Origin of the sequence: Pseudomonas sp. RU47, assembly GCF_004011755.1 — a bacterium.
GTDB lineage: Bacteria > Pseudomonadota > Gammaproteobacteria > Pseudomonadales > Pseudomonadaceae > Aquipseudomonas.
This window is the reverse complement of sequence record NZ_CP022411.1, coordinates 451,087-470,028: the sequence shown is the minus strand read 5'-3', so window position 1 is coordinate 470,028 and position 18,942 is coordinate 451,087. Positions and strand designations below refer to the sequence as shown.

The following is an 18,942-nucleotide window of genomic DNA, read 5'->3' as shown; positions in this document are numbered from 1 at the left end:
CTTGGCTCAGGAGCCGGGTTTAGACGCCCAGGTAATCGAGGATCCCTTCGGCGGCATTGCGGCCTTCGAAGATTGCCGTCACCACCAGGTCGGAACCGCGCACCATGTCGCCACCGGCGAAGATTTTCGGGTTGCTGGTCTGGTGCTTGTACTGACCTTGCTCAGGCGCAACGACGCGGCCCTGGCTGTCGGTCTGGATCTCGAACTGTTCGAACCACGGCGCCGGGCTCGGGCGGAAACCGAAAGCGATGACCACGGCGTCGGCCGGGATGATCTCTTCGGAACCCGGGATCGGCTCAGGGCTGCGACGGCCACGGGCGTCCGGTTCGCCGAGACGGGTCTCGACCACTTTGACGCCTTCAACCTTGTCTTCGCCGACGATGGCGATCGGCTGGCGGTTATAGAGGAATTTCACGCCTTCTTCCTTGGCGTTCTTCACCTCTTTGCGCGAGCCGGGCATGTTCGCTTCGTCACGACGATACGCGCAGGTCACCGACTTGGCGCCCTGACGGATCGACGTGCGGTTGCAGTCCATCGCCGTGTCGCCGCCGCCGAGAACCACAACCTTTTTGCCTTTCATGTCGACGAAATCTTCCGGCGACTTTTCAAAGCCCAGGTTGCGATTGACGTTGGCGATCAGGAAGTCCAGCGCGTCATACACGCCCGGCAGGTCCTCACCGGCAAAACCGCCCTTCATGTAGGTGTAGGTGCCCATGCCCATGAACACGGCATCGTATTCAGCGAGCAGTTGCTCCATGGTCACGTCTTTGCCGACTTCGGTATTCAGACGGAATTCGATGCCCATGCCGGTGAAGACTTCGCGACGATTGCTCAGCACGGTCTTTTCCAGCTTGAACTCGGGGATGCCGAAGGTCAGCAAGCCACCGATTTCCGGGTTCTTGTCGAACACCACCGGAGTCACGCCGCCGCGTACCAGCACGTCGGCACAACCCAGACCCGCCGGGCCCGCGCCGATGATCGCGACACGTTTGCCGGTCGGTTTGACCTTGGACATGTCCGGGCGCCAGCCCATGGCGAACGCGGTGTCGGTGATGTACTTCTCGACCGAACCGATGGTCACCGCGCCGAAACCGTCGTTAAGGGTGCAGGCACCCTCACACAGACGATCCTGCGGACATACCCGACCGCAGACTTCCGGCAGGGTGTTGGTCTGGTGCGACAGCTCGGCGGCCTGAAGGATGTTGCCTTCGGCCACCAGCTTCAGCCAGTTGGGAATGAAGTTGTGCACCGGGCACTTCCATTCGCAATACGGGTTGCCGCAACCCAGGCAGCGGTGGGCCTGGTCGGCCGACTGCTGGGGTTTGAACGGTTCGTAGATTTCGACGAACTCTTTCTTGCGTTGACGCAACAGTTTCTTCTTCGGATCTTTGCGCCCGACATCGATGAACTGGAAGTCGTTATTCAGACGTTCAGCCATTGTTAAAACCTCATCAAACTCTTCAGGCGCATATCACTGCGGGTTGGCACGAGTGCTGGAAAGCAACGATTTCAGGTTGGCAGCCTTAGGCTTGACCAGCCAGAAACGGCGCAAGTAGTCATCGAGGTTTTCGGCGAGTTCACGACCCCACTCGCTGTCGGTTTCCGCGACGTACTCGTTCAGCACGTTTTGCAGGTGGCTGCGATAGGCTTCCATCGCCTCGCCGCTGATCCGCTGGATTTCCACCAGTTCGTGGTTGACCCGGTCAACGAAGGTGTTGTCCTGATCGAGCACGTAGGCGAAACCACCGGTCATGCCAGAGCCGAAGTTGTAACCGGTCTTGCCCAGAACGCAGACAAAACCACCGGTCATGTACTCACAGCAGTGATCGCCAGTGCCTTCCACAACCGTGTGGGCACCGGAGTTACGCACGGCGAAACGCTCGCCTGCGGTGCCAGCGGCGAACAGCTTGCCGCCAGTTGCGCCATACAGGCAGGTGTTGCCGATGATGGCGCTTTCCTGAGTCTTATAAACGCTGCCCTTCGGCGGCACGATGGTCAGCTTGCCACCGGTCATGCCTTTGCCGACGTAGTCGTTGGCATCGCCTTCCAGGTACATGTTCAGACCGCCGGCGTTCCACACGCCGAAGCTCTGCCCGGCAGTGCCTTTGAAGCGGAAGGTGATCGGCGCTTTCGCCATCCCTTGGTTGCCGTGCTTGCGGGCGATTTCGCCGGAGATCCGCGCGCCGATCGAACGGTCGCAGTTGCAGATGTCCAAGTCGAACTCGGCGCCACTCATGTCGTTGATCGCCGACGACGCCATCTCGACCATTTTCTCGGCCAGCAGGCCTTGGTCGAACGGCGGGTTGCGCTCAACACCGCAGAACTGTGGCTTGTCCGCCGGGATGTGATCGCTGCCCAACAGCGGCGTCAGGTCCAGATGGTTTTGCTTGGCGGTCTGGCCTTCGAGGATTTCCAGCAGATCGGTACGACCGATCAGCTCTTCGAGGGAGCGTACGCCCAGCTTGGCCAGCCACTCACGGGTTTCTTCGGCGACATAGGTGAAGAAGTTCACCACCATGTCGACGGTACCGATGTAGTGATCCTTGCGCAGCTTCTCGTTCTGAGTCGCAACGCCAGTGGCGCAGTTGTTCAAGTGGCAGATACGCAGGTATTTGCAGCCCAGCGCGATCATTGGCGCGGTGCCGAAGCCGAAGCTTTCGGCGCCGAGAATGGCTGCCTTGATCACGTCGAGGCCGGTTTTCAGGCCGCCGTCGGTCTGCACCCGGACTTTGCCGCGCAGGTCGTTGCCGCGCAGGGTCTGGTGGGTTTCGGCGAGGCCGAGTTCCCACGGTGCGCCCGCGTATTTGATCGAGGTCAGCGGCGAAGCACCGGTGCCACCGTCGTAGCCGGAGATGGTGATCAAATCCGCATAGGCCTTGGCCACACCGGCGGCGATGGTGCCGACGCCCGCTTCAGCTACCAATTTGACCGAAACCAGTGCCTTCGGATTGACCTGCTTGAGGTCGAAAATCAGCTGCGACAAGTCTTCGATCGAGTAGATGTCGTGGTGCGGCGGTGGCGAAATCAGGGTCACGCCCGGCACTGCGTAACGCAGCTTGGCGATCAAACCGTTGACTTTACCACCCGGCAGTTGCCCGCCCTCGCCCGGCTTGGCGCCCTGCGCGACCTTGATCTGCAGCACTTCGGCATTGACCAGGTATTCCGGGGTTACACCGAAACGGCCAGTGGCAACCTGCTTGATTTTCGAACTCTTGATGGTGCCGTAACGCGCCGGGTCTTCACCACCTTCGCCGGAGTTCGAACGCGCACCGAGGCGGTTCATGGCTTCGGCCAGGGCTTCGTGAGCTTCCGGCGACAGTGCGCCCAGCGAGATACCGGCGGAGTCAAAGCGCTTGAGCACCGATTCCAGCGGTTCGATTTCACTGATGTCCAGCGGCGTGTCGAGTGTCTTGACCTTGAACAGATCGCGGATCATCGACACCGGACGGTTGTCCACCAGCGAGGTGTATTCCTTGAACTTGGCGTAGTCGCCCTGCTGCACAGCGGCTTGCAGGGTGTTGACCACGTCCGGGTTGTAGGCGTGATATTCGCCACCGTGGACGAACTTCAGCAAACCGCCCTGCTGGATCGGCTTGCGCGGACTCCAGGCTTCAGTGGCGAGTGCTTTCTGCTCGGCTTCGATGTCGACGAAACGCGCACCCTTGATGCGGCTCGGCACGCCACGGAAGCTCAGGTCGCACACTTCTTCGGACAGACCGATGGCTTCGAACAGCTGCGCGCCACGGTACGACGCGATGGTCGAAATGCCCATCTTCGACAGAATTTTCAGCAGACCTTTGGTGATGCCTTTGCGGTAGTTCTTGAACACCTCGTAGAGGTCGCCCAGCACTTCACCGGTGCGGATCAGGTCGCCCAGCACTTCGTAGGCCAGGAACGGATACACCGCCGAGGCACCGAAACCGATCAGCACCGCGAAGTGATGTGGATCGCGAGCAGTAGCAGTTTCAACGAGGATGTTGGAGTCGCAACGCAGGCCTTTTTCGGTCAGGCGGTGGTGCACGGCACCGGTCGCCAGGGATGCGTGGATCGGCAGTTTGCCTGGGGCGATATGACGGTCGCTCAGGACGATCTGGGTACGACCGGCGCGCACGGCTTCTTCAGCCTGATCGGCGACGTTGCGGATCGCCGCTTCGAGGCCGACGCTTTCGTCGTAGTTGAGGTCGATGATCGCCCGTTCGAAACCCGGGCGGTCGAGGTTCATCAGCGAGCGCCACTTGGCCGGGGAAATGACCGGCGAGCTGAGGATCACGCGCGAAGCGTGTTCCGGCGACTCCTGGAAAATGTTGCGCTCGGCACCGAGGCAGATTTCCAGCGACATCACGATGGCTTCACGCAGCGGGTCGATCGGCGGGTTGGTGACCTGCGCGAACTGCTGACGGAAATAGTCGTACGGCGTGCGCACGCGCTGCGACAGCACGGCCATCGGCGTGTCGTCGCCCATCGAGCCCACGGCTTCGTAGCCTTGTTCGCCGAGCGGACGCAGGACCTGATCACGCTCTTCGAACGTGACCTGATACATCTTCATGTATTGCTTGAGCTGATCGACGTCGTAAAACGCCGAACCGTGGTCGTTGTCTTCCATGGTCGCCTGAATGCGCAGGGCATTCTTGCGCAGCCATTGCTTGTACGGATGACGGGACTTCAGGCGGTTGTCGATCGCATCGGTGTCGAGGATCTGCCCGGTTTCGGTGTCCACCGCGAAGATCTGGCCAGGGCCGACACGGCCCTTGGCAATCACGTCTTCAGGCTTGTAATCCCACACGCCGATTTCCGACGCGAGGGTGATGAAACCGTTGGTGGTGGTGACCCAACGCGCCGGACGCAGACCGTTACGGTCGAGCAGGCACACCGCGTAACGACCGTCGGTCATTACTACGCCAGCCGGGCCGTCCCACGGCTCCATGTGCATCGAGTTGTACTCGTAGAACGCACGCAGATCCGGGTCCATGGTTTCGACGTTCTGCCACGCCGGCGGAATGATCATCCGCACGCCACGGAACAGGTCGATGCCGCCGGTGACCATCAGCTCGAGCATGTTGTCCATGCTCGAAGAGTCGGAACCGACACGGTTGACCAGCGGGCCGAGTTCTTCCAGATCCATCAGATCATTGCTGAACTTGGTCCGACGGGCCTGCGCCCAGTTACGGTTACCGGTGATGGTGTTGATCTCGCCGTTGTGGGCGAGGAAGCGGAACGGCTGCGCCAGCGGCCATTTCGGCAGGGTGTTGGTGGAAAAGCGCTGGTGGAACACGCAGATCGCGGTTTGCAGGCGCTCGTCGCTCAGGTCTGGATAAAACGCGGCCAGGTCGGCCGGCATCATCAGGCCTTTATAGATGATGGTCTTGTGCGAAAAGCTGCAGATGTAGTGATCGGAGTCGACGGCATTGGCCACCGACGAACGACGACGCGCACTGAACAGCTTCACGGCCATGTCCTGATCGCTCAGGCCTTCGCCACCGATGTACACCTGCTCGATCTGCGGCAGGCGCTCAAGGGCCAGGCGGCCGAGGACGCTGGTGTCGATCGGCACTTTGCGCCAGCCGATCAGTTGCAGGCCTTCAGCGAGGATCTCGCGGTTCATGTTCTCGCGAGCGGCTTCGGCCTTGACCGGATCCTGGTTGAAGAAAACCATGCCCACCGCATATTGCTTGGGCAATTCGACGCTGAAGGTTTCCTGGGCAATGGCTCGCAGGAACGCGTCAGGCTTCTGAATCAGCAGACCGCAACCGTCACCGGTCTTGCCGTCGGCATTAATCCCACCGCGGTGGGTCATGCAGGTCAGGGCCTCAATGGCCGTTTGCAAAAGGGTATGACTGGGCTCGCCCTGCATATGGGCTATCAGGCCGAAACCGCAGTTATCCTTGAATTCATCTGGTTGGTACAGACCTGCTTTCATAGACACTTTCTCACCAGGCTGCCTCTTTTCGAGGCAAATTTCTTTTCAATTCAACCACTTGCATCCCGCGCCGAACGTACGCCAGCTTAGCAGGGGCAAAAGGGTGGTCATTGTACACAGCGACACAGAGGCTCACAAATTTGACGACGAAATGTCGCAAATTCATGTCGCATTTGTGAAAGGTTTAAAGCGATCTGCTGTGCTAGTCAAAACTTTTTTAATTTTGACCGCAACGACTCAAAGACTACTGTGACGCAGACACCACAAGGCACGCGACCTGGAAGGAAGCGCGCACTCGTAGAAATTTTGAGGTGCTTGGAGAGGCGGCCTGGGTAAGGCCGCCGAATCTTCAGCGAGTTGTTGCCAGTTCCTGTTGGACGCTGGCGACAGTGCGAGGCCAAGGTTTACCAGCCTGAACCTTCGCTGGCAAGGCCTTGATGGCAGAAACGGCCGCATCACGATTGGCAAAGTTGCCATAGGTGATCACGTAAAGCGGTTTGCCGTTGAGGACTTTCTTGAAATAACGGTACTCGCCGCCCTGCTCTTTGACGAAGTTTTGCGCGGCGGATTCCGAACTGGTGCCAAGGATCTGCACCACATAGTTGCCGGTCGGCTGACCGGCATACCAGCTGCCACCGGCGGCTTTGGCAACGGTCACCGGCTTCTCGGCCGGTTTGGCTGCAGCGACTGGCTTGGCCGGTGCCGGAACCGATTTCGCTGCAGGCGCTGCCGGAGCAGGCTTGGCGGTGGCGACTTGCGTCGGCGCCGGGGTCGGCTTGGCGGCAGGCAACGGAACCGGTGTCGGCGCAGGGCCGGCCGGAACGCCCGCAGGCGGTGCGGAAGTAGTAACGGTCGGCGGCGTATCGCTGGAACCTTCCAGCGGCACGCCATCGTCGCCTTCGGTAATGCCACCGGCCGCTTCGGCCAACGGACCGCGCATCACCGGTTGCGAGTTGCCGACCAGCGGCAGCGGCATCGGCTGTGTATTACCAGCGAACTCGACGTTCGGTGCGCCGCCATTGGCTGCGCCCTGGCCCAACGGCAACTGTGCCTGTTCATTGGCCGGTGCACCGGTAGTCGGCGCCTTGTTGCGACCCGGCATCAGCCAGGCGGCAGCGACCGCGACCACAACGACGGCGGAAATCGCCAATACGTGTTTCTTCGGCATGTTGAACCCCATACTTGGACGCTTGACCGCAGAGCGGCTGGCAATCATGACTTCGATCAGAGCATCGCGAGCGACCTGGTTGATGTTGCCCGGCCAACCCTCGGCGCTTTCGTGAATATCAGAGATCTGATCTGCGGTGAAAAGTTCGACACCCCGGCCTGCGCCTTCAAGCCGCTGGTCGAGATATTCGCGGGTCTCTTCTTCGGTGTACGGCTGCAATTCGATGACGTGGAAGCGCTCTTCCTCAAGGTGCAAAGCCTCAAGCTGCGCGATCAGCGACGACTCACCGAACAGGAACACGTGCGGGCGACCTTCCGGTGCGCCGGCACCCAACGCCATCAGCGCTTCGAGGGCGGATTCATCGAGCTGCTCGGCGTCGTCCACCAGCAGATAGACTTCCTGACCGGTCAGCGCGAGTTGCACCACTTGTTCCAGAATCGCGCCAACCTCGGCCTGAGCGACGTTCAGAGCCTGCGCCACCTGGCGCAGCACGCCAGCGGCATCACCGGCGCCACGGGCGGAAACCACCACGCTCTGTACCGACTGCTTGTTGGTGCTGGCGACCAGCGCCTGACGCAGCAGCGTCTTGCCGCTGCCTTGCGGGCCAGTGACCACCAGCAGCAACTGGCTGTAACGCGCCAGATGATGCAATTGACCCAGCACCGGTTTGCGCTGGGCCGGGAAGAACTTGAAGCCCGGTACGCGTGGCGCGAACGGGTCGTGACTTAACTGGAAATGGCCGAGGAACGCCTCGTCGGCATGCAAACTAGTCATCGGAATCTTATTAACCTTTAAGCTGAGCCAGGGCGCGGTAATCCGCTCCCAGCGTGGCCTGTAGAACCTCTTTCGGATAATCGTCGGTCACTACCGCTTCGCCCATCCGGCGCAGCAGCACCAGGCGCAGACGACCGTCGATCACTTTTTTGTCGATTGCCATGTGTTGAAGAAAATCGGCCTCGGTCATTTCAGTCGGCGGCACCACCGGCAGACCGGCACGCTGGAACAGCCGAATGCCGCGATCACGCTCTGCGTCACTGATCCAGCCCAGGCGTGCGGACATCTCCAGCGCCATCACCGTGCCAGCGGCGACCGCCTCCCCGTGCAACCAGACACCATAGCCCATGTGGGTCTCGATGGCGTGGCCGAAGGTGTGGCCGAGGTTGAGCGTGGCGCGTACGCCGGTTTCCTTCTCATCGGCGCCGACCACCGCAGCCTTGGCTGCGCAGGAGCGCTCGATGGCATAAGTCAGGGCTTTCTGATCCAGCGCACGCAGGGCATCGACGTTGTCTTCGAGCCAGGTCAGGAACGGTTCGTCGCAGATCAGACCGTACTTGATGACCTCGGCCAGACCGGCGGACAACTCGCGTTCCGGCAGGGTTTTCAGGGACGCGGTATCGATCAGCACGACGTTCGGCTGATAGAACGCGCCGACCATGTTCTTGCCCAACGGATGGTTGATGCCGGTCTTGCCGCCCACCGACGAATCGACCTGGGACAGCAACGTTGTGGGGATCTGGATGAAGTCAACGCCACGCTGGTAGCAGGCAGCGGCGAAACCGGCCATGTCGCCGATCACACCGCCGCCGAGGGCGATCACGGTGGTGCGGCGGTCATGACGGGCGGTCAGCAGACCGTCGAAGATCAGTTGCAGGGTTTCCCAGTTCTTGAAGGCTTCACCGTCCGGCAGCACCACGGAGATCACCGAGAACTGCGCCAGGCTGCGGGTCAGACGTTCGAGATAGAGCGGCGCAACGGTCTCGTTGGAGATGATTGCCACCTGCCGCCCATGGATATGCGGAGCCAGCAGCTCGGGCTGATCCAACAAACCTTCGCCAATATGAATCGGGTAGCTGCGCTCGCCTAGATCGACCTTGAGTGTCTGCATGTGTCCCCACAGTGAAGATGGAAGCAGGCGTCCTGCCCTGAATTATTGGTTATCTGCGGCCTATAGCGGGTATGACGCCGCTCGCCCGCCATCCGCCACAACCTCGGCGGGCTGTGACAGGACGCCGAGGATAGCGCATTTCGAGCGATGCTTTAACGGGGAGGCAGCTGCGCCAGACGATCGAGAATATCGAGCACGACCATGCGTGGCGGCCGTTCGTCGGTTTCCACCACCAGATCGGCGATTTCCCGATAGAGCGGATCACGAATCGCCAGCAGGTCGCGCAGGGTTTTCTCCGGATTGGCGGTGCGCAGCAACGGCCGATTGCGGTCGCGCGACGTGCGGCCGACCTGCTGTTCAACGGAGGCGTGCAGATACACCACTCGCCCGCCCTCATACAGCGCCTTGCGATTGGCATCGCGCATGACGGCGCCACCGCCGGTCGCCAACACCACGCCGTCGAACGCGCACAGCTCGGCAATCATCGCCTGCTCACGGTCACGAAAGCCGGGCTCGCCTTCCTTGTCGAAGATCCACGGGATATTGGCGCCCGTGCGCAGTTCAATTTCCTTGTCGGAATCTTTGAACGGCAGGCGCAGCTCTTTGGCCAGCAACCGGCCGATGGTGCTTTTGCCAGCGCCCATCGGTCCTACAAGAATCAAATTTCGCACAGAATCAACGACTCACAGCAATCGCCTGGTTATTCATGATACGTGGTGTGAGAAATACCAGCAGCTCGGATTTTTTCTCCGAAACCACATCACGCCGGAAAAGGCGGCCAAGATACGGCACATCGCCAAGAAATGGCACCTTATCTACGACCTTGCTTTGAGTATTTGAGAAAACGCCCCCAATCACGATGGTTTCGCCGTCGTTGACCAGCACCTTGGCGTTGACCTCGTTTTTCTTGATTGGCGGTACATCCTGCACTTTGTTCAGGTAATCCGGTTCGTCCTTGGTGACCTTGACCTCCATGATGATGCGATTGTCGGGGGTGATCTGCGGCGTGACTTCCAGCGACAGCGAGGCCTCCTTGAACGACACCGACGTGGCGCCGCTGGAGCTGGCTTCCTGATACGGAATCTCGGTGCCTTTGAGGATTTTCGCGGTCTCCTTGTCGGAGGTGACCACTTTCGGCTGCGAGACGATTTCGCCGTTGCCGGTTTTCTCCATGGCCGTCAGTTCAAGATCGAGCAAGACGTTGTCGGTGATGAAAGCGATGCCGATTCCTGAAGTATTGTTGACGGTGCCCATGTCGACGAACGGCGAGTTGGTACTGGTGCTGCCGGGAGTACCAATGGTGGTCGACGATCCGTTGACCCCGGAGGCGTTCCAGTTGCCCTTGTTCTGGATCGAACCGCCCCAGCGCACGCCCAAGCTTTTGTCGTAATCGACGTTAGCCTCGACGATCCGCGCCTCGATCATCACCTGACGTACCGGTATATCCAGCTGTGCCACGATCCGCCGCAGTTCGTCGAGACGATCCTGAGTCTGATAGGCAATGATGTTGTTGGTCCGCTCATCGACAGTAATCGAACCGCGCTCGTCGATTTTAGCCTCGGCACTGGTCACCGACTGGAACAGCTTGGCGATGTCCGCTGCTTTCGCGTAGTTCACTTGCAACAGTTCGCGACGCAGCGGTGCCAGTTCGGCGATCTGTTTCTGCGACTCCAGTTCCTGACGTTCGCGGGCAGCGATTTCATCGGCCGGGGCAACCAGCAGCACATTGCCGATCTTGCGTTTATCCAGCCCCTTGGTTTTCAGCACCAGATCCAGCGCCTGATCCCACGGCACGTTCTGCAGGCGCAAGGTGATGCCACCCTGCACCGTGTCGCTGGCGACAAGGTTGAGGTTGGTGAAATCGGCGATCAGTTGCAGCACTGAACGCACATCGATGTCCTGGAAATTCAGCGAGAGCTTTTCGCCGACGTAAGCCTGACGATCGGCGTTACGCTTTTGCAGATCATCGACGGTCATCGGGCGGATGCTGACGGTCAGTTTGTTGTCGGTCTGGAAAGTCGAATACTCGTAAGTACCACTGGGTTCAACCGTAATAACCGTGCGATCAGCGGTCACTCCGGCATTGACGAACTGCACCGGGGTGGCGAAATCCTTGACGTCGAGGCGTACCCGCAGCTTTTCCGGGAGTTGTGTGCGGGAAAAGCTGAGGATGATCTTGCCGTCATGCTCCTGGATATCCGGAGCGATGGTCGGGTCGGAGAGGTCAATGACCACGTTGCCTTCACCTGCCGTACCCCGCTGGAAATCTACGCCGCGAATAGCCCGGCTTTTCGGCACAACTGCCTTGGCCGGCGCTGCAGCCGCAGGGCGTGGCGCAACGACAGCAGATCGCGGCGCTGCCGCCGGCGCGCCCTGCCCAACCACCACGAACAGATTGTTGCCCGCGACCCGCGTGGTGTAAGGCGCCAGTTGCGTGAGACTGACGATCAGCCGCGTGCGATCCTTGGCCTCGACCACCGTAGCGGTGCGTGCATTGCCGCTGCCCAGATCAAGGTTCTTGCTGGCCAATTGACTGGCGACACCGGGCAAATCGAGGGCGATGCGTGCCGGTGATTCGGTGGTGTAGCCCTTGGGCTGTGGCGGTGGGCCGTCGAACGACAGCTTCAGCTCGACGCGATCACCCGGCAACGCCGCCACATCCAGCGTCTTCAGATTGGCCGCGAGTACCATCGGCGACATCAGCGCTATCCATAGCGAAAAACCGAGGGTGGAGAAAATCCTGTTCATTGTTCGACTTCCACTATGAGTGCTCTTTCAAAGGAATGGTGCGCGGACGCTCCAGCCAGGCGCCTTCGCCGTCGGGGACGATTTCGACGACATCGACCTGGGTGGCGCTGATGGCGACGATGCGACCGTCATTGCGCCCCAGGTAATCGCCGACTTTCAGCCGATGCACCCCGCCCGCCCCGCGCAACAGCGCGAAGGAGCCGGAAACATTGGAGATCGTGCCGACCATCTCGAACTGCTCGATATTGAAACCTTCGAGGTATTGCTTGACCCGGTTGGGGTCGGGTTTGACGTTGCGCGAGCCATGTTTCTGTCCGGCCAGATCAACGCGCACCTGGCGCGAGAACGGACTGCGCAGGTTGGCCGCGCTGTAAGTGAATGTGGGGTAAGACCGGAATGTCGGGGTTGGTTCAATCCTGCCCGCCGGGCGCAGGCGCACTTCGTTCATGTAAGCGTCGAGATCGCTGAAGTCATCACTGCCACCACAACCGTTCAACGCGAGCAGCGTCATCGCCAACGCGATGCAACGAACCGGGCTCATTTCTGCAGCCCCTTGTCGTTGTACCGGTAGGTCTTGGCAAGGATGCTCATGCGCAGCTTCGGCCCGCCGTCTTTATTGGCCGGAGCGAGTTCGAAATCATGCAGGGTGACGATGCGCGGTAGCCCGGCCACGCCACTGACGAACGTGGCGAGGTCGTGGTAAGCACCGGTGACAGTAATCTGAATCGGCAACTCGATGTAAAACTGCTGGGTGACTTCTGGCAGCAGTTTGATCTCTTCAAACTCCAGGCCGCTGCCCAGCCCCGTGCGAGTGATGTCTTCCAGCAAGCCCGGCACTTCGGTGTCACTGGGCAATTGCCGCAGCAATACGCCGAAGGTATTTTCCATCTCCTTCATTTGCTGGGTGTACAGCTCAAGATTGGCTGACAGGCGCGCCTTGCTGGCAAATTGTTCCTTGAGCGTAGCCTCCTCTTCGCGCTTGGCATCCAGCTGGTTTTCCAGATCACTGATGAAAAAGTTATAGCCAAGCGCCAACACCAGCACCATCAACAGCGCCCCGGCGATGGCTTTCACTGCCCCCGGCCACGAGCCGATGTTGCTGGTATCGAGGTCGTTGAAATCGATGTCGCGCAAGCTTTCCAGCCATTCGGACGGCTTCATTGCTCGTCCTCCACGGTTCGGGGCTGGGTTTGCCGTACCGTCAGCTCAAAGGTATTGGCCTGATCCACCTGGCCCTCGGTCGTCGCCTTCACCTCGTTGAGGCCCGGCGCGTCGAACCAGTCGGAGGCGTCCAGATTGCGCATCAACTCGGAAATCCGGTTGTTCGATTCAGCGGCACCGCTGATCGACAGGGTTTTGCCGGCCATTTTCACGTCGGTGAAATACACACCGTCCGGCAGCGTACGCGCCAGTTGATCGAAGATTCGTCCGCTGATCTGCCGGTTGCCTTGCAGATCCTGGATGATGCGCATGCGTTCGACCAGTTGCTGGCGACGCGCCTTGAGATCGCTGATCTGTTTTATCCGTTCGTCGACCACGGCAATCTGCTTGCCGATGTAATCATTGCGCGCCACTTGCCGCGTAATCGCCGCACTGATGATCTGGTCGGCAATCAGCACCGCGCCGACCGAGCCGACGACGACACCGATCAAGGCCAGCAGGAAGCGTTTGCGCCGTTCTTCGCGGCGCTCTTCACGCCAGGGCAGGAGGTTGATCCGCGCCATCAGTCGAAACTCCTGAGCGCGAGCCCGCAGGCGATCATCAGGGCCGGCGCGTCGCTGGCCAGCGCTCCGGCATTGACCTTGCTGCTCAAGGCCATATTGGAAAACGGATTGGCCACTTGCGTCGGCGTCTTCAGGCGCTGCTCGATCAGCCGGTCCAGCCCCGGCACTGAGGCCGTACCGCCGGCCAGCAGAATGTGGTCGACCGCGTTGTATTGCCCGGAGGCGAAGAAGAACTGCAACGAGCGCGACACTTGCTGTACCAGCGCTTCACGAAACGGCTGCAAGACCTCGCTGATGTAATCATCGGGCAGACCGCCCTGCTTTTTCGCCAGCCCCGCCTGCTCGATGGTCAGGCCATAACGGCGCTGGATTTCTTCGGTCAGTTGCCGCCCGCCGAACAATTGCTCGCGGGTGTAGATGATCTTGCCGTTGTGCAGAACGCTGAGGGTGGTCATGGTCGCGCCGATATCGACGACGGCGACAGTGAGCCGCTCTTGCGTGGCCGCCAGTTGCGTGGCGAGCAGCCCGAAAGAGCGTTCCAGCGCATAGGCTTCGACATCGACGACCCGCGCAGTCAGCCCGGCGAGTGCCAGCGCCGCTTCACGGACTTCGACGTTTTCCTTGCGACAGGCAGCCAGCAGCACGTTGACCCGTTCAGGGTTGCGCGGCGAAACGCCCTGGACTTCGAAATCGATGGCAACTTCGTCCAATGGATAGGGAATGTATTGGTCGGCCTCGATCTTGAGCTGGTTTTCCAGTTCGTCATCGGACAGCCCGGCGTCCATTTCGATGATTTTGGTAATCACCGCCGAACCGGCCACTGCAACTGCCACGCCCTTGAGTCCGGTGCGCGCCTTGACCAGCACTCGGCTCAGGGCCTGGCCAACGCCTTCGAGTTCGGCGATGTTTTTCTCGACCACGGCGTTTGCCGGCAATGGCTCGACCGCGTACGCCTCGACCCGGTAGCGATCACCCTGACGGCTCAGTTCCAGCAGCTTCACTGACGTGGAACTGATGTCGATCCCCAGTAACGTATTGGCCTTTTTATTGAAGAGTCCCAGCACTACCAATTCCCTATGACTTTCCGTGAGTTACGGACTCTGTAATACGCATTGCGTTCCTTCACCCCGTCTTGACAGAAGCGCAAATGACGCCCCCAGCAGAAAAGTGCTTATAATGCCCAGCGTTTTTTTCCGCTTTTTACTGCAAGCGCGGGCTGTTCTGTGTGTAGCCGGAACCCCGTCGCCAAATTCATTCTTTGCCCTGGATGTCCAAACGCCTTGATTCGTCTGCTGAAATTTTTCGGTTGGTCCATCGTCGCCGTTTTCTGCGGACTGCTTTTAGGTCTCAGCGGCGCGTTTCTTTACCTTAGTCCGGGTTTGCCGTCTGTGGAGGCTCTGCGAAGCATTCAGTTGCAGATTCCATTGCGGGTTTACTCCAGCGACAACAAGTTGATCGCAGAATTTGGCGAAATGCGCCGGACTCCGATCCGTTTCGCCGACATTCCACCCAATTTCATTAATGCGTTACTAAGTGCTGAAGACGACAATTTCGCCAACCACTACGGCGTCGATCCGAGCAGCCTGATGCGCGCCGCGACCCAACTGGTCAAAAGCGGACACATTCAGTCCGGCGGCAGCACCATCACCATGCAGGTGGCAAAGAACTTCTTCCTGACCAGCGAACGCAGCTTCTCGCGCAAAACCACCGAAATTCTTCTGGCCCTGCAGATCGAGCGGCAGCTGACCAAGGACGAAATCCTTGAGCTGTACGTGAACAAGATCTATCTGGGCAACCGCGCCTACGGCATCGAAGCGGCGGCGCAGGTGTATTACGGCAAGTCGATCCGCGATGTCAGCCTGGCGCAGATGGCGATGATCGCCGGCCTGCCGAAAGCGCCGTCGCGCTTCAACCCGCTGGCCAACCCGGCGCGCAGCAAAGAGCGTCGCGACTGGATCCTCGGGCGCATGTACAAGCTCGGCAAGATCACCGAAGCGGACTACACCGCCGCGATCAACGAGCCGCTGAACGCCAGCTATCACGTGCCGACCCCGGAAGTGAATGCACCGTACATCGCCGAGATGGCCCGCGCCGAAATGGTCGGCCGCTATGGCAGCGATGCCTACACGGAAGGTTTCCGCGTCACCACCACGGTGCCGAGCAACCTGCAGGAAATGGCCAACACCGCGCTGCACGAAGGCCTGATGACCTACGACCAGCGTCACGGCTACCGTGGCCCCGAGTCGCGCCTGCCGGGCAAAACCCGCGAGGCCTGGGCCAGCGAACTGACCAAACAGCGCACGATCAGCAGCCTGGAGCCAGCCATCGTTACCCAGGTCGACAAGAACGGCCTGCAAGTGCTGACCCGCACTGGCGAGGAACACGTTGCCTGGGACACCATGAAATGGGCGCGGCCGTTCCTCAACACCAACAGCATGGGCGCCAACCCGCGTCAGCCGTCGGATGTGGCGCAGGTCGGCGATCTGGTTCGCGTGCAGCGTCAGAAAGACAATTCGTTGAAGTTCAGCCAGATCCCGCAGGCACAAGGTGCGCTGGTTTCGCTGGATCCGCAGAACGGGGCGATTCGCTCGCTGGTTGGCGGTTTCGCCTTCGAACAGAGCAACTACAACCGCGCGATGCAGGCCAAGCGTCAACCGGGCTCGAGCTTCAAGCCGTTCGTCTACAGCGCTGCGCTGGACAGTGGTTATACCGCCGCCACCTTGGTCAATGACGCGCCGATCGTGTTCGTCGACGAGTACCTGGACAAGGTCTGGCGTCCGAAAAACGATACCAACACCTTCCTCGGCCCGATTCGCCTGCGTGAGGCGCTGTACAAGTCGCGTAACCTTGTATCGATCCGCTTGCTGCAAGCGATGGGCGTGGGCAAGACCATCGACTACATCACCCGTTTCGGCTTCAACAAGCAGGATCTGCCGCCGAACCTGTCGCTGGCCCTGGGCACCGCAACGCTGACGCCGATGGAGATCGCCACCGGTTGGAGCACGTTCGCCAACGGCGGCTACAAGATCACCCCGTACATCATCGACAAGATCGAAAGCCGCAACGGCGACACGCTGTTCGTCGCCAACCCGCCGACCGTGCCTCAGGGTGGTTCGGCGACGGACGGTATCGCTGCGCCGAGCACTGAGTCGTTCACGGTCAATGCCGCGCCGGTTCCGGGTGAAGCGCCGGGCAACGCTGCCGTACCGCAAGCGCCAGCCGTGGCCGAGCGCATTGTCGACGGTCGTACCACCTACATCCTCAACAGCATGTTGCAGGACGTGATCAAGCTCGGCACTGGTCGCCGTGCGCTGGCCATGGGCCGCAGCGATATCGCCGGTAAAACCGGTACCACCAACGAATCGAAAGACGCGTGGTTCTCCGGTTACAACGCCGATTACGTGACCACGGTGTGGACCGGCTTCGACCAGCCGGAGAGTCTCGGTCGTCGCGAGTTCGGTGGCACCGTGGCGCTGCCGATCTGGATGAACTACATGTCGGCCGCGCTGAAGGACAAGCCGCCGCATGTTCAGCCTGAGCCGGAAGGTTTGCTGAGCCTGCGCGTGGATCCGGTCAGTGGTCGTGCGGCGACACCAAGTACACCGGGCGCGTACTTCGAACTGTTCAAGTCTGAAGACACGCCACCGTCGGTGAATGAACTGGGCAACGGCACTGCGCCGGGCAGCCCGCTGCCGGCGGATGAGCAGGCGCCGATCGATTTGTTCTGATCCAGCGGTATTGAAAAGCCCCGCCTTCGGTTGAAGTGCGGGGCTTTTTATTGCCTGAGGATCAAGAGCCCCTCACCCTAGCCCTCTCCCGGAGGGAGAGGGGACTGATTGGGGGATGCTGGTGAGTGATGCCGACCTGAACGTGCTGTGTTGAATCCATAGGCGCTAATGCACTTTCAGGTCGGTGTATCTCGCGAATCTTCCACGGTCAGTCCCCTCTCCCTCAGGGAGAGGGTTAGGGTGAGGGGGCTCTTGATCTTCGGGCAATAAAAAACCCCGACTCTCACGAGCCGGGGCTTTTGGTTGAAGCGCTACAACGAATTAACCGTTGAACACGTCATCCACGCTTTTCAGCGGGTAGTTCTTCGGATACGGCAGGGTCGCCACACCGGTCTCGATTGCGGCTTTGGCCACAGCGTCGGAGATCAGGGTGATCAGGCGTTTGTCCATTGGCTTCGGAATGATGTACTCACGACCGAATTCCAGCGGCGCGCCACCGTAGGCATCGCACACGTCCTGAGGAACCGGCAGCTTGGCCAGTTCACGCAGGGCGTTGGCCGCAGCCACTTTCATTTCTTCGTTGATGCGCTTGGCGCGAACGTCCAGGGCACCACGGAAGATGAACGGGAAGCCCAGTACGTTGTTGACCTGGTTCGGGTAGTCCGAACGGCCGGTGGCCATGATCACGTCGCTACGGGTGGCGTGCGCCAGTTCCGGGGAGATTTCCGGGTCCGGGTTCGAGCAGGCGAACACGATCGGGTTGGCCGCCATCGACAGCAGGCCTTCAGCGCTCAGCAGGTTCGGGCCGGACAGACCGACGAACACGTCAGCGCCCGCGAGTGCGTCAGCCAGGCTGCGCTTGTCGGTAGCGTGTGCGAATACCGCTTTGTACTGGTTCAGGTCGTCACGGCCGGAGTGGATCACGCCGGTACGGTCAACCATGAAGATGTTTTCGATGCGTGCGCCCATGCTCACCAGCAATTTCATGCAGGAGATGGCAGCAGCGCCGGCGCCCAGGCAGACGATTTTCGCTTCTGGCAGGGTTTTGCCAGCGATTTCGAGGGCGTTGATCATGCCCGCAGCGGTCACGATCGCGGTGCCGTGCTGGTCATCGTGGAATACTGGAATGTCGCACTGCTCGATCAGAGCGCGCTCGATCTCAAAGCACTCTGGTGCCTTGATGTCTTCCAGGTTGATACCACCGAAGGTGATGGAGATGCGTTTTACGGTGTCGATGAAGGCTTGCGGGCTTTCGGAGTCGACTTCGATGTCGAAAACGTCGATGCCGGCGAAGCGCTTGAACAGTACGCCTTTACCTTCCATCACTGGCTTGGAAGCCAATGGGCCGAGGTTGCCCAGACCGAGAATCGCGGTGCCATCGGAAATGACTGCAACCAGGTTGCCCTTGCCGGTGTATTTGTAGGCCAGTTCAGGATCGCGAGCGATCTCACGCACTGGTTCAGCTACGCCGGGGCTGTAGGCCAGCGACAAGTCGCGAGCGGTAGCAGTGGCCTTGGTGAGCTCGACACTCAGCTTCCCTGGACGAGGATTGGCATGATATTCGAGAGCGGCAGTTTTCAGATCAGACATTTTGGCATTCCGCTTTTTACTGTTGGACAGACTGGTCAGCGAGGATACGCGCCTCGCAAAGTCCCCACAAGACTGAGCGGTCACCCCTGTCAAGCGCCCTGCCCTACGACTTTGGGCCAAGAGCCACGGCGCACAAGGGCTGGACTGTTCACAATCGACAGAAAAAATGTCTACAATTTTTC

General features: G+C 60.1%; 12 protein-coding genes. 1 reads left to right on the top strand and 11 read right to left on the bottom strand.

What is annotated here, in order from left to right; all coding sequences use genetic code 11:
- Positions 1-19: 19 nt before the first annotated feature.
- The 10 genes from CCX46_RS02115 to CCX46_RS02065 form a co-directional block, all read right to left on the bottom strand.
- Positions 20-1,438 (bottom strand): FAD-dependent oxidoreductase, encoded by a 1,419-nt coding sequence (locus tag CCX46_RS02115; RefSeq protein WP_007909438.1) that lies wholly within the window; start codon positions 1,436-1,438, stop codon positions 20-22.
- A gap of 33 nt (positions 1,439-1,471) precedes the next feature.
- Complete coding sequence (gltB, locus tag CCX46_RS02110; RefSeq protein ID WP_127925533.1) at positions 1,472-5,917, bottom strand: glutamate synthase large subunit; 4,446 nt, start codon at positions 5,915-5,917, stop codon at positions 1,472-1,474.
- A gap of 349 nt (positions 5,918-6,266) precedes the next feature.
- Positions 6,267-7,859: an AAA family ATPase gene (locus tag CCX46_RS02100; RefSeq protein WP_127925532.1), complete on the bottom strand. Its 1,593-nt coding sequence runs from the start codon at positions 7,857-7,859 to the stop codon at positions 6,267-6,269.
- Between the two features lie 10 nt (positions 7,860-7,869).
- On the bottom strand, positions 7,870-8,970 hold the full coding sequence (gene aroB, locus CCX46_RS02095; RefSeq protein WP_127925531.1) for a 3-dehydroquinate synthase: 1,101 nt from the start codon (positions 8,968-8,970) through the stop codon (positions 7,870-7,872).
- Positions 8,971-9,122: 152 nt separating this feature from the next.
- The gene (gene aroK, locus CCX46_RS02090) at positions 9,123-9,641 is read right to left on the bottom strand and encodes a shikimate kinase AroK (RefSeq protein WP_045122915.1); all 519 of its coding nucleotides are present in this window, start codon (positions 9,639-9,641) and stop codon (positions 9,123-9,125) included.
- Positions 9,642-9,645: 4 nt separating this feature from the next.
- Positions 9,646-11,718: a type IV pilus secretin PilQ gene (pilQ, locus tag CCX46_RS02085; RefSeq protein ID WP_127925530.1), complete on the bottom strand. Its 2,073-nt coding sequence runs from the start codon at positions 11,716-11,718 to the stop codon at positions 9,646-9,648.
- Between the two features lie 13 nt (positions 11,719-11,731).
- The gene (locus tag CCX46_RS02080; RefSeq protein ID WP_127925529.1) at positions 11,732-12,259 is read right to left on the bottom strand and encodes a pilus assembly protein PilP; all 528 of its coding nucleotides are present in this window, start codon (positions 12,257-12,259) and stop codon (positions 11,732-11,734) included.
- A complete protein-coding gene (pilO, locus tag CCX46_RS02075; protein ID WP_127925528.1) occupies positions 12,256-12,879 on the bottom strand; it encodes a type 4a pilus biogenesis protein PilO in 624 nt (207 codons plus the stop codon). Before pilO ends, CCX46_RS02080 begins: the two co-directional genes overlap by 4 nt.
- On the bottom strand, positions 12,876-13,442 hold the full coding sequence (locus CCX46_RS02070) for a PilN domain-containing protein (RefSeq protein WP_127925527.1): 567 nt from the start codon (positions 13,440-13,442) through the stop codon (positions 12,876-12,878). Before CCX46_RS02070 ends, pilO begins: the two co-directional genes overlap by 4 nt.
- Positions 13,442-14,506, bottom strand: a complete 1,065-nt coding sequence (locus CCX46_RS02065; RefSeq protein ID WP_127925526.1) for a pilus assembly protein PilM — start codon at positions 14,504-14,506, stop codon at positions 13,442-13,444. The genes CCX46_RS02070 and CCX46_RS02065 overlap by 1 nt, the downstream gene beginning before the upstream one ends.
- A gap of 219 nt (positions 14,507-14,725) precedes the next feature.
- Between CCX46_RS02065 and CCX46_RS02060 the strand changes: the two genes are divergently transcribed.
- Positions 14,726-17,170 (top strand): penicillin-binding protein 1A, encoded by a 2,445-nt coding sequence (locus CCX46_RS02060; RefSeq protein ID WP_371929253.1) that lies wholly within the window; start codon positions 14,726-14,728, stop codon positions 17,168-17,170.
- A 321-nt stretch (positions 17,171-17,491) separates the two neighbouring features.
- On the opposite strand, the gene CCX46_RS02055 is transcribed toward CCX46_RS02060, so the two are convergent.
- Positions 17,492-18,760 (bottom strand): malic enzyme-like NAD(P)-binding protein, encoded by a 1,269-nt coding sequence (locus CCX46_RS02055; protein ID WP_064117089.1) that lies wholly within the window; start codon positions 18,758-18,760, stop codon positions 17,492-17,494.
- Between the last annotated feature and the right edge of the window lie 182 nt (positions 18,761-18,942).

Coding starts and splice junctions, on each gene's coding strand:
- CCX46_RS02115 (WP_007909438.1), bottom strand. CDS start 1,438: ATGGCTGAACGTCTGAATAACGACTTCCAGTTCATCGATGTCGGGCGC.
- gltB (WP_127925533.1), bottom strand. CDS start 5,917: ATGAAAGCAGGTCTGTACCAACCAGATGAATTCAAGGATAACTGCGGT.
- CCX46_RS02100 (WP_127925532.1), bottom strand. CDS start 7,859: ATGACTAGTTTGCATGCCGACGAGGCGTTCCTCGGCCATTTCCAGTTA.
- aroB (WP_127925531.1), bottom strand. CDS start 8,970: ATGCAGACACTCAAGGTCGATCTAGGCGAGCGCAGCTACCCGATTCAT.
- pilQ (WP_127925530.1), bottom strand. CDS start 11,718: ATGAACAGGATTTTCTCCACCCTCGGTTTTTCGCTATGGATAGCGCTG.
- CCX46_RS02080 (WP_127925529.1), bottom strand. CDS start 12,259: ATGAGCCCGGTTCGTTGCATCGCGTTGGCGATGACGCTGCTCGCGTTG.
- pilO (WP_127925528.1), bottom strand. CDS start 12,879: ATGAAGCCGTCCGAATGGCTGGAAAGCTTGCGCGACATCGATTTCAAC.
- CCX46_RS02070 (WP_127925527.1), bottom strand. CDS start 13,442: ATGGCGCGGATCAACCTCCTGCCCTGGCGTGAAGAGCGCCGCGAAGAA.
- CCX46_RS02055 (WP_064117089.1), bottom strand. CDS start 18,760: ATGTCTGATCTGAAAACTGCCGCTCTCGAATATCATGCCAATCCTCGT.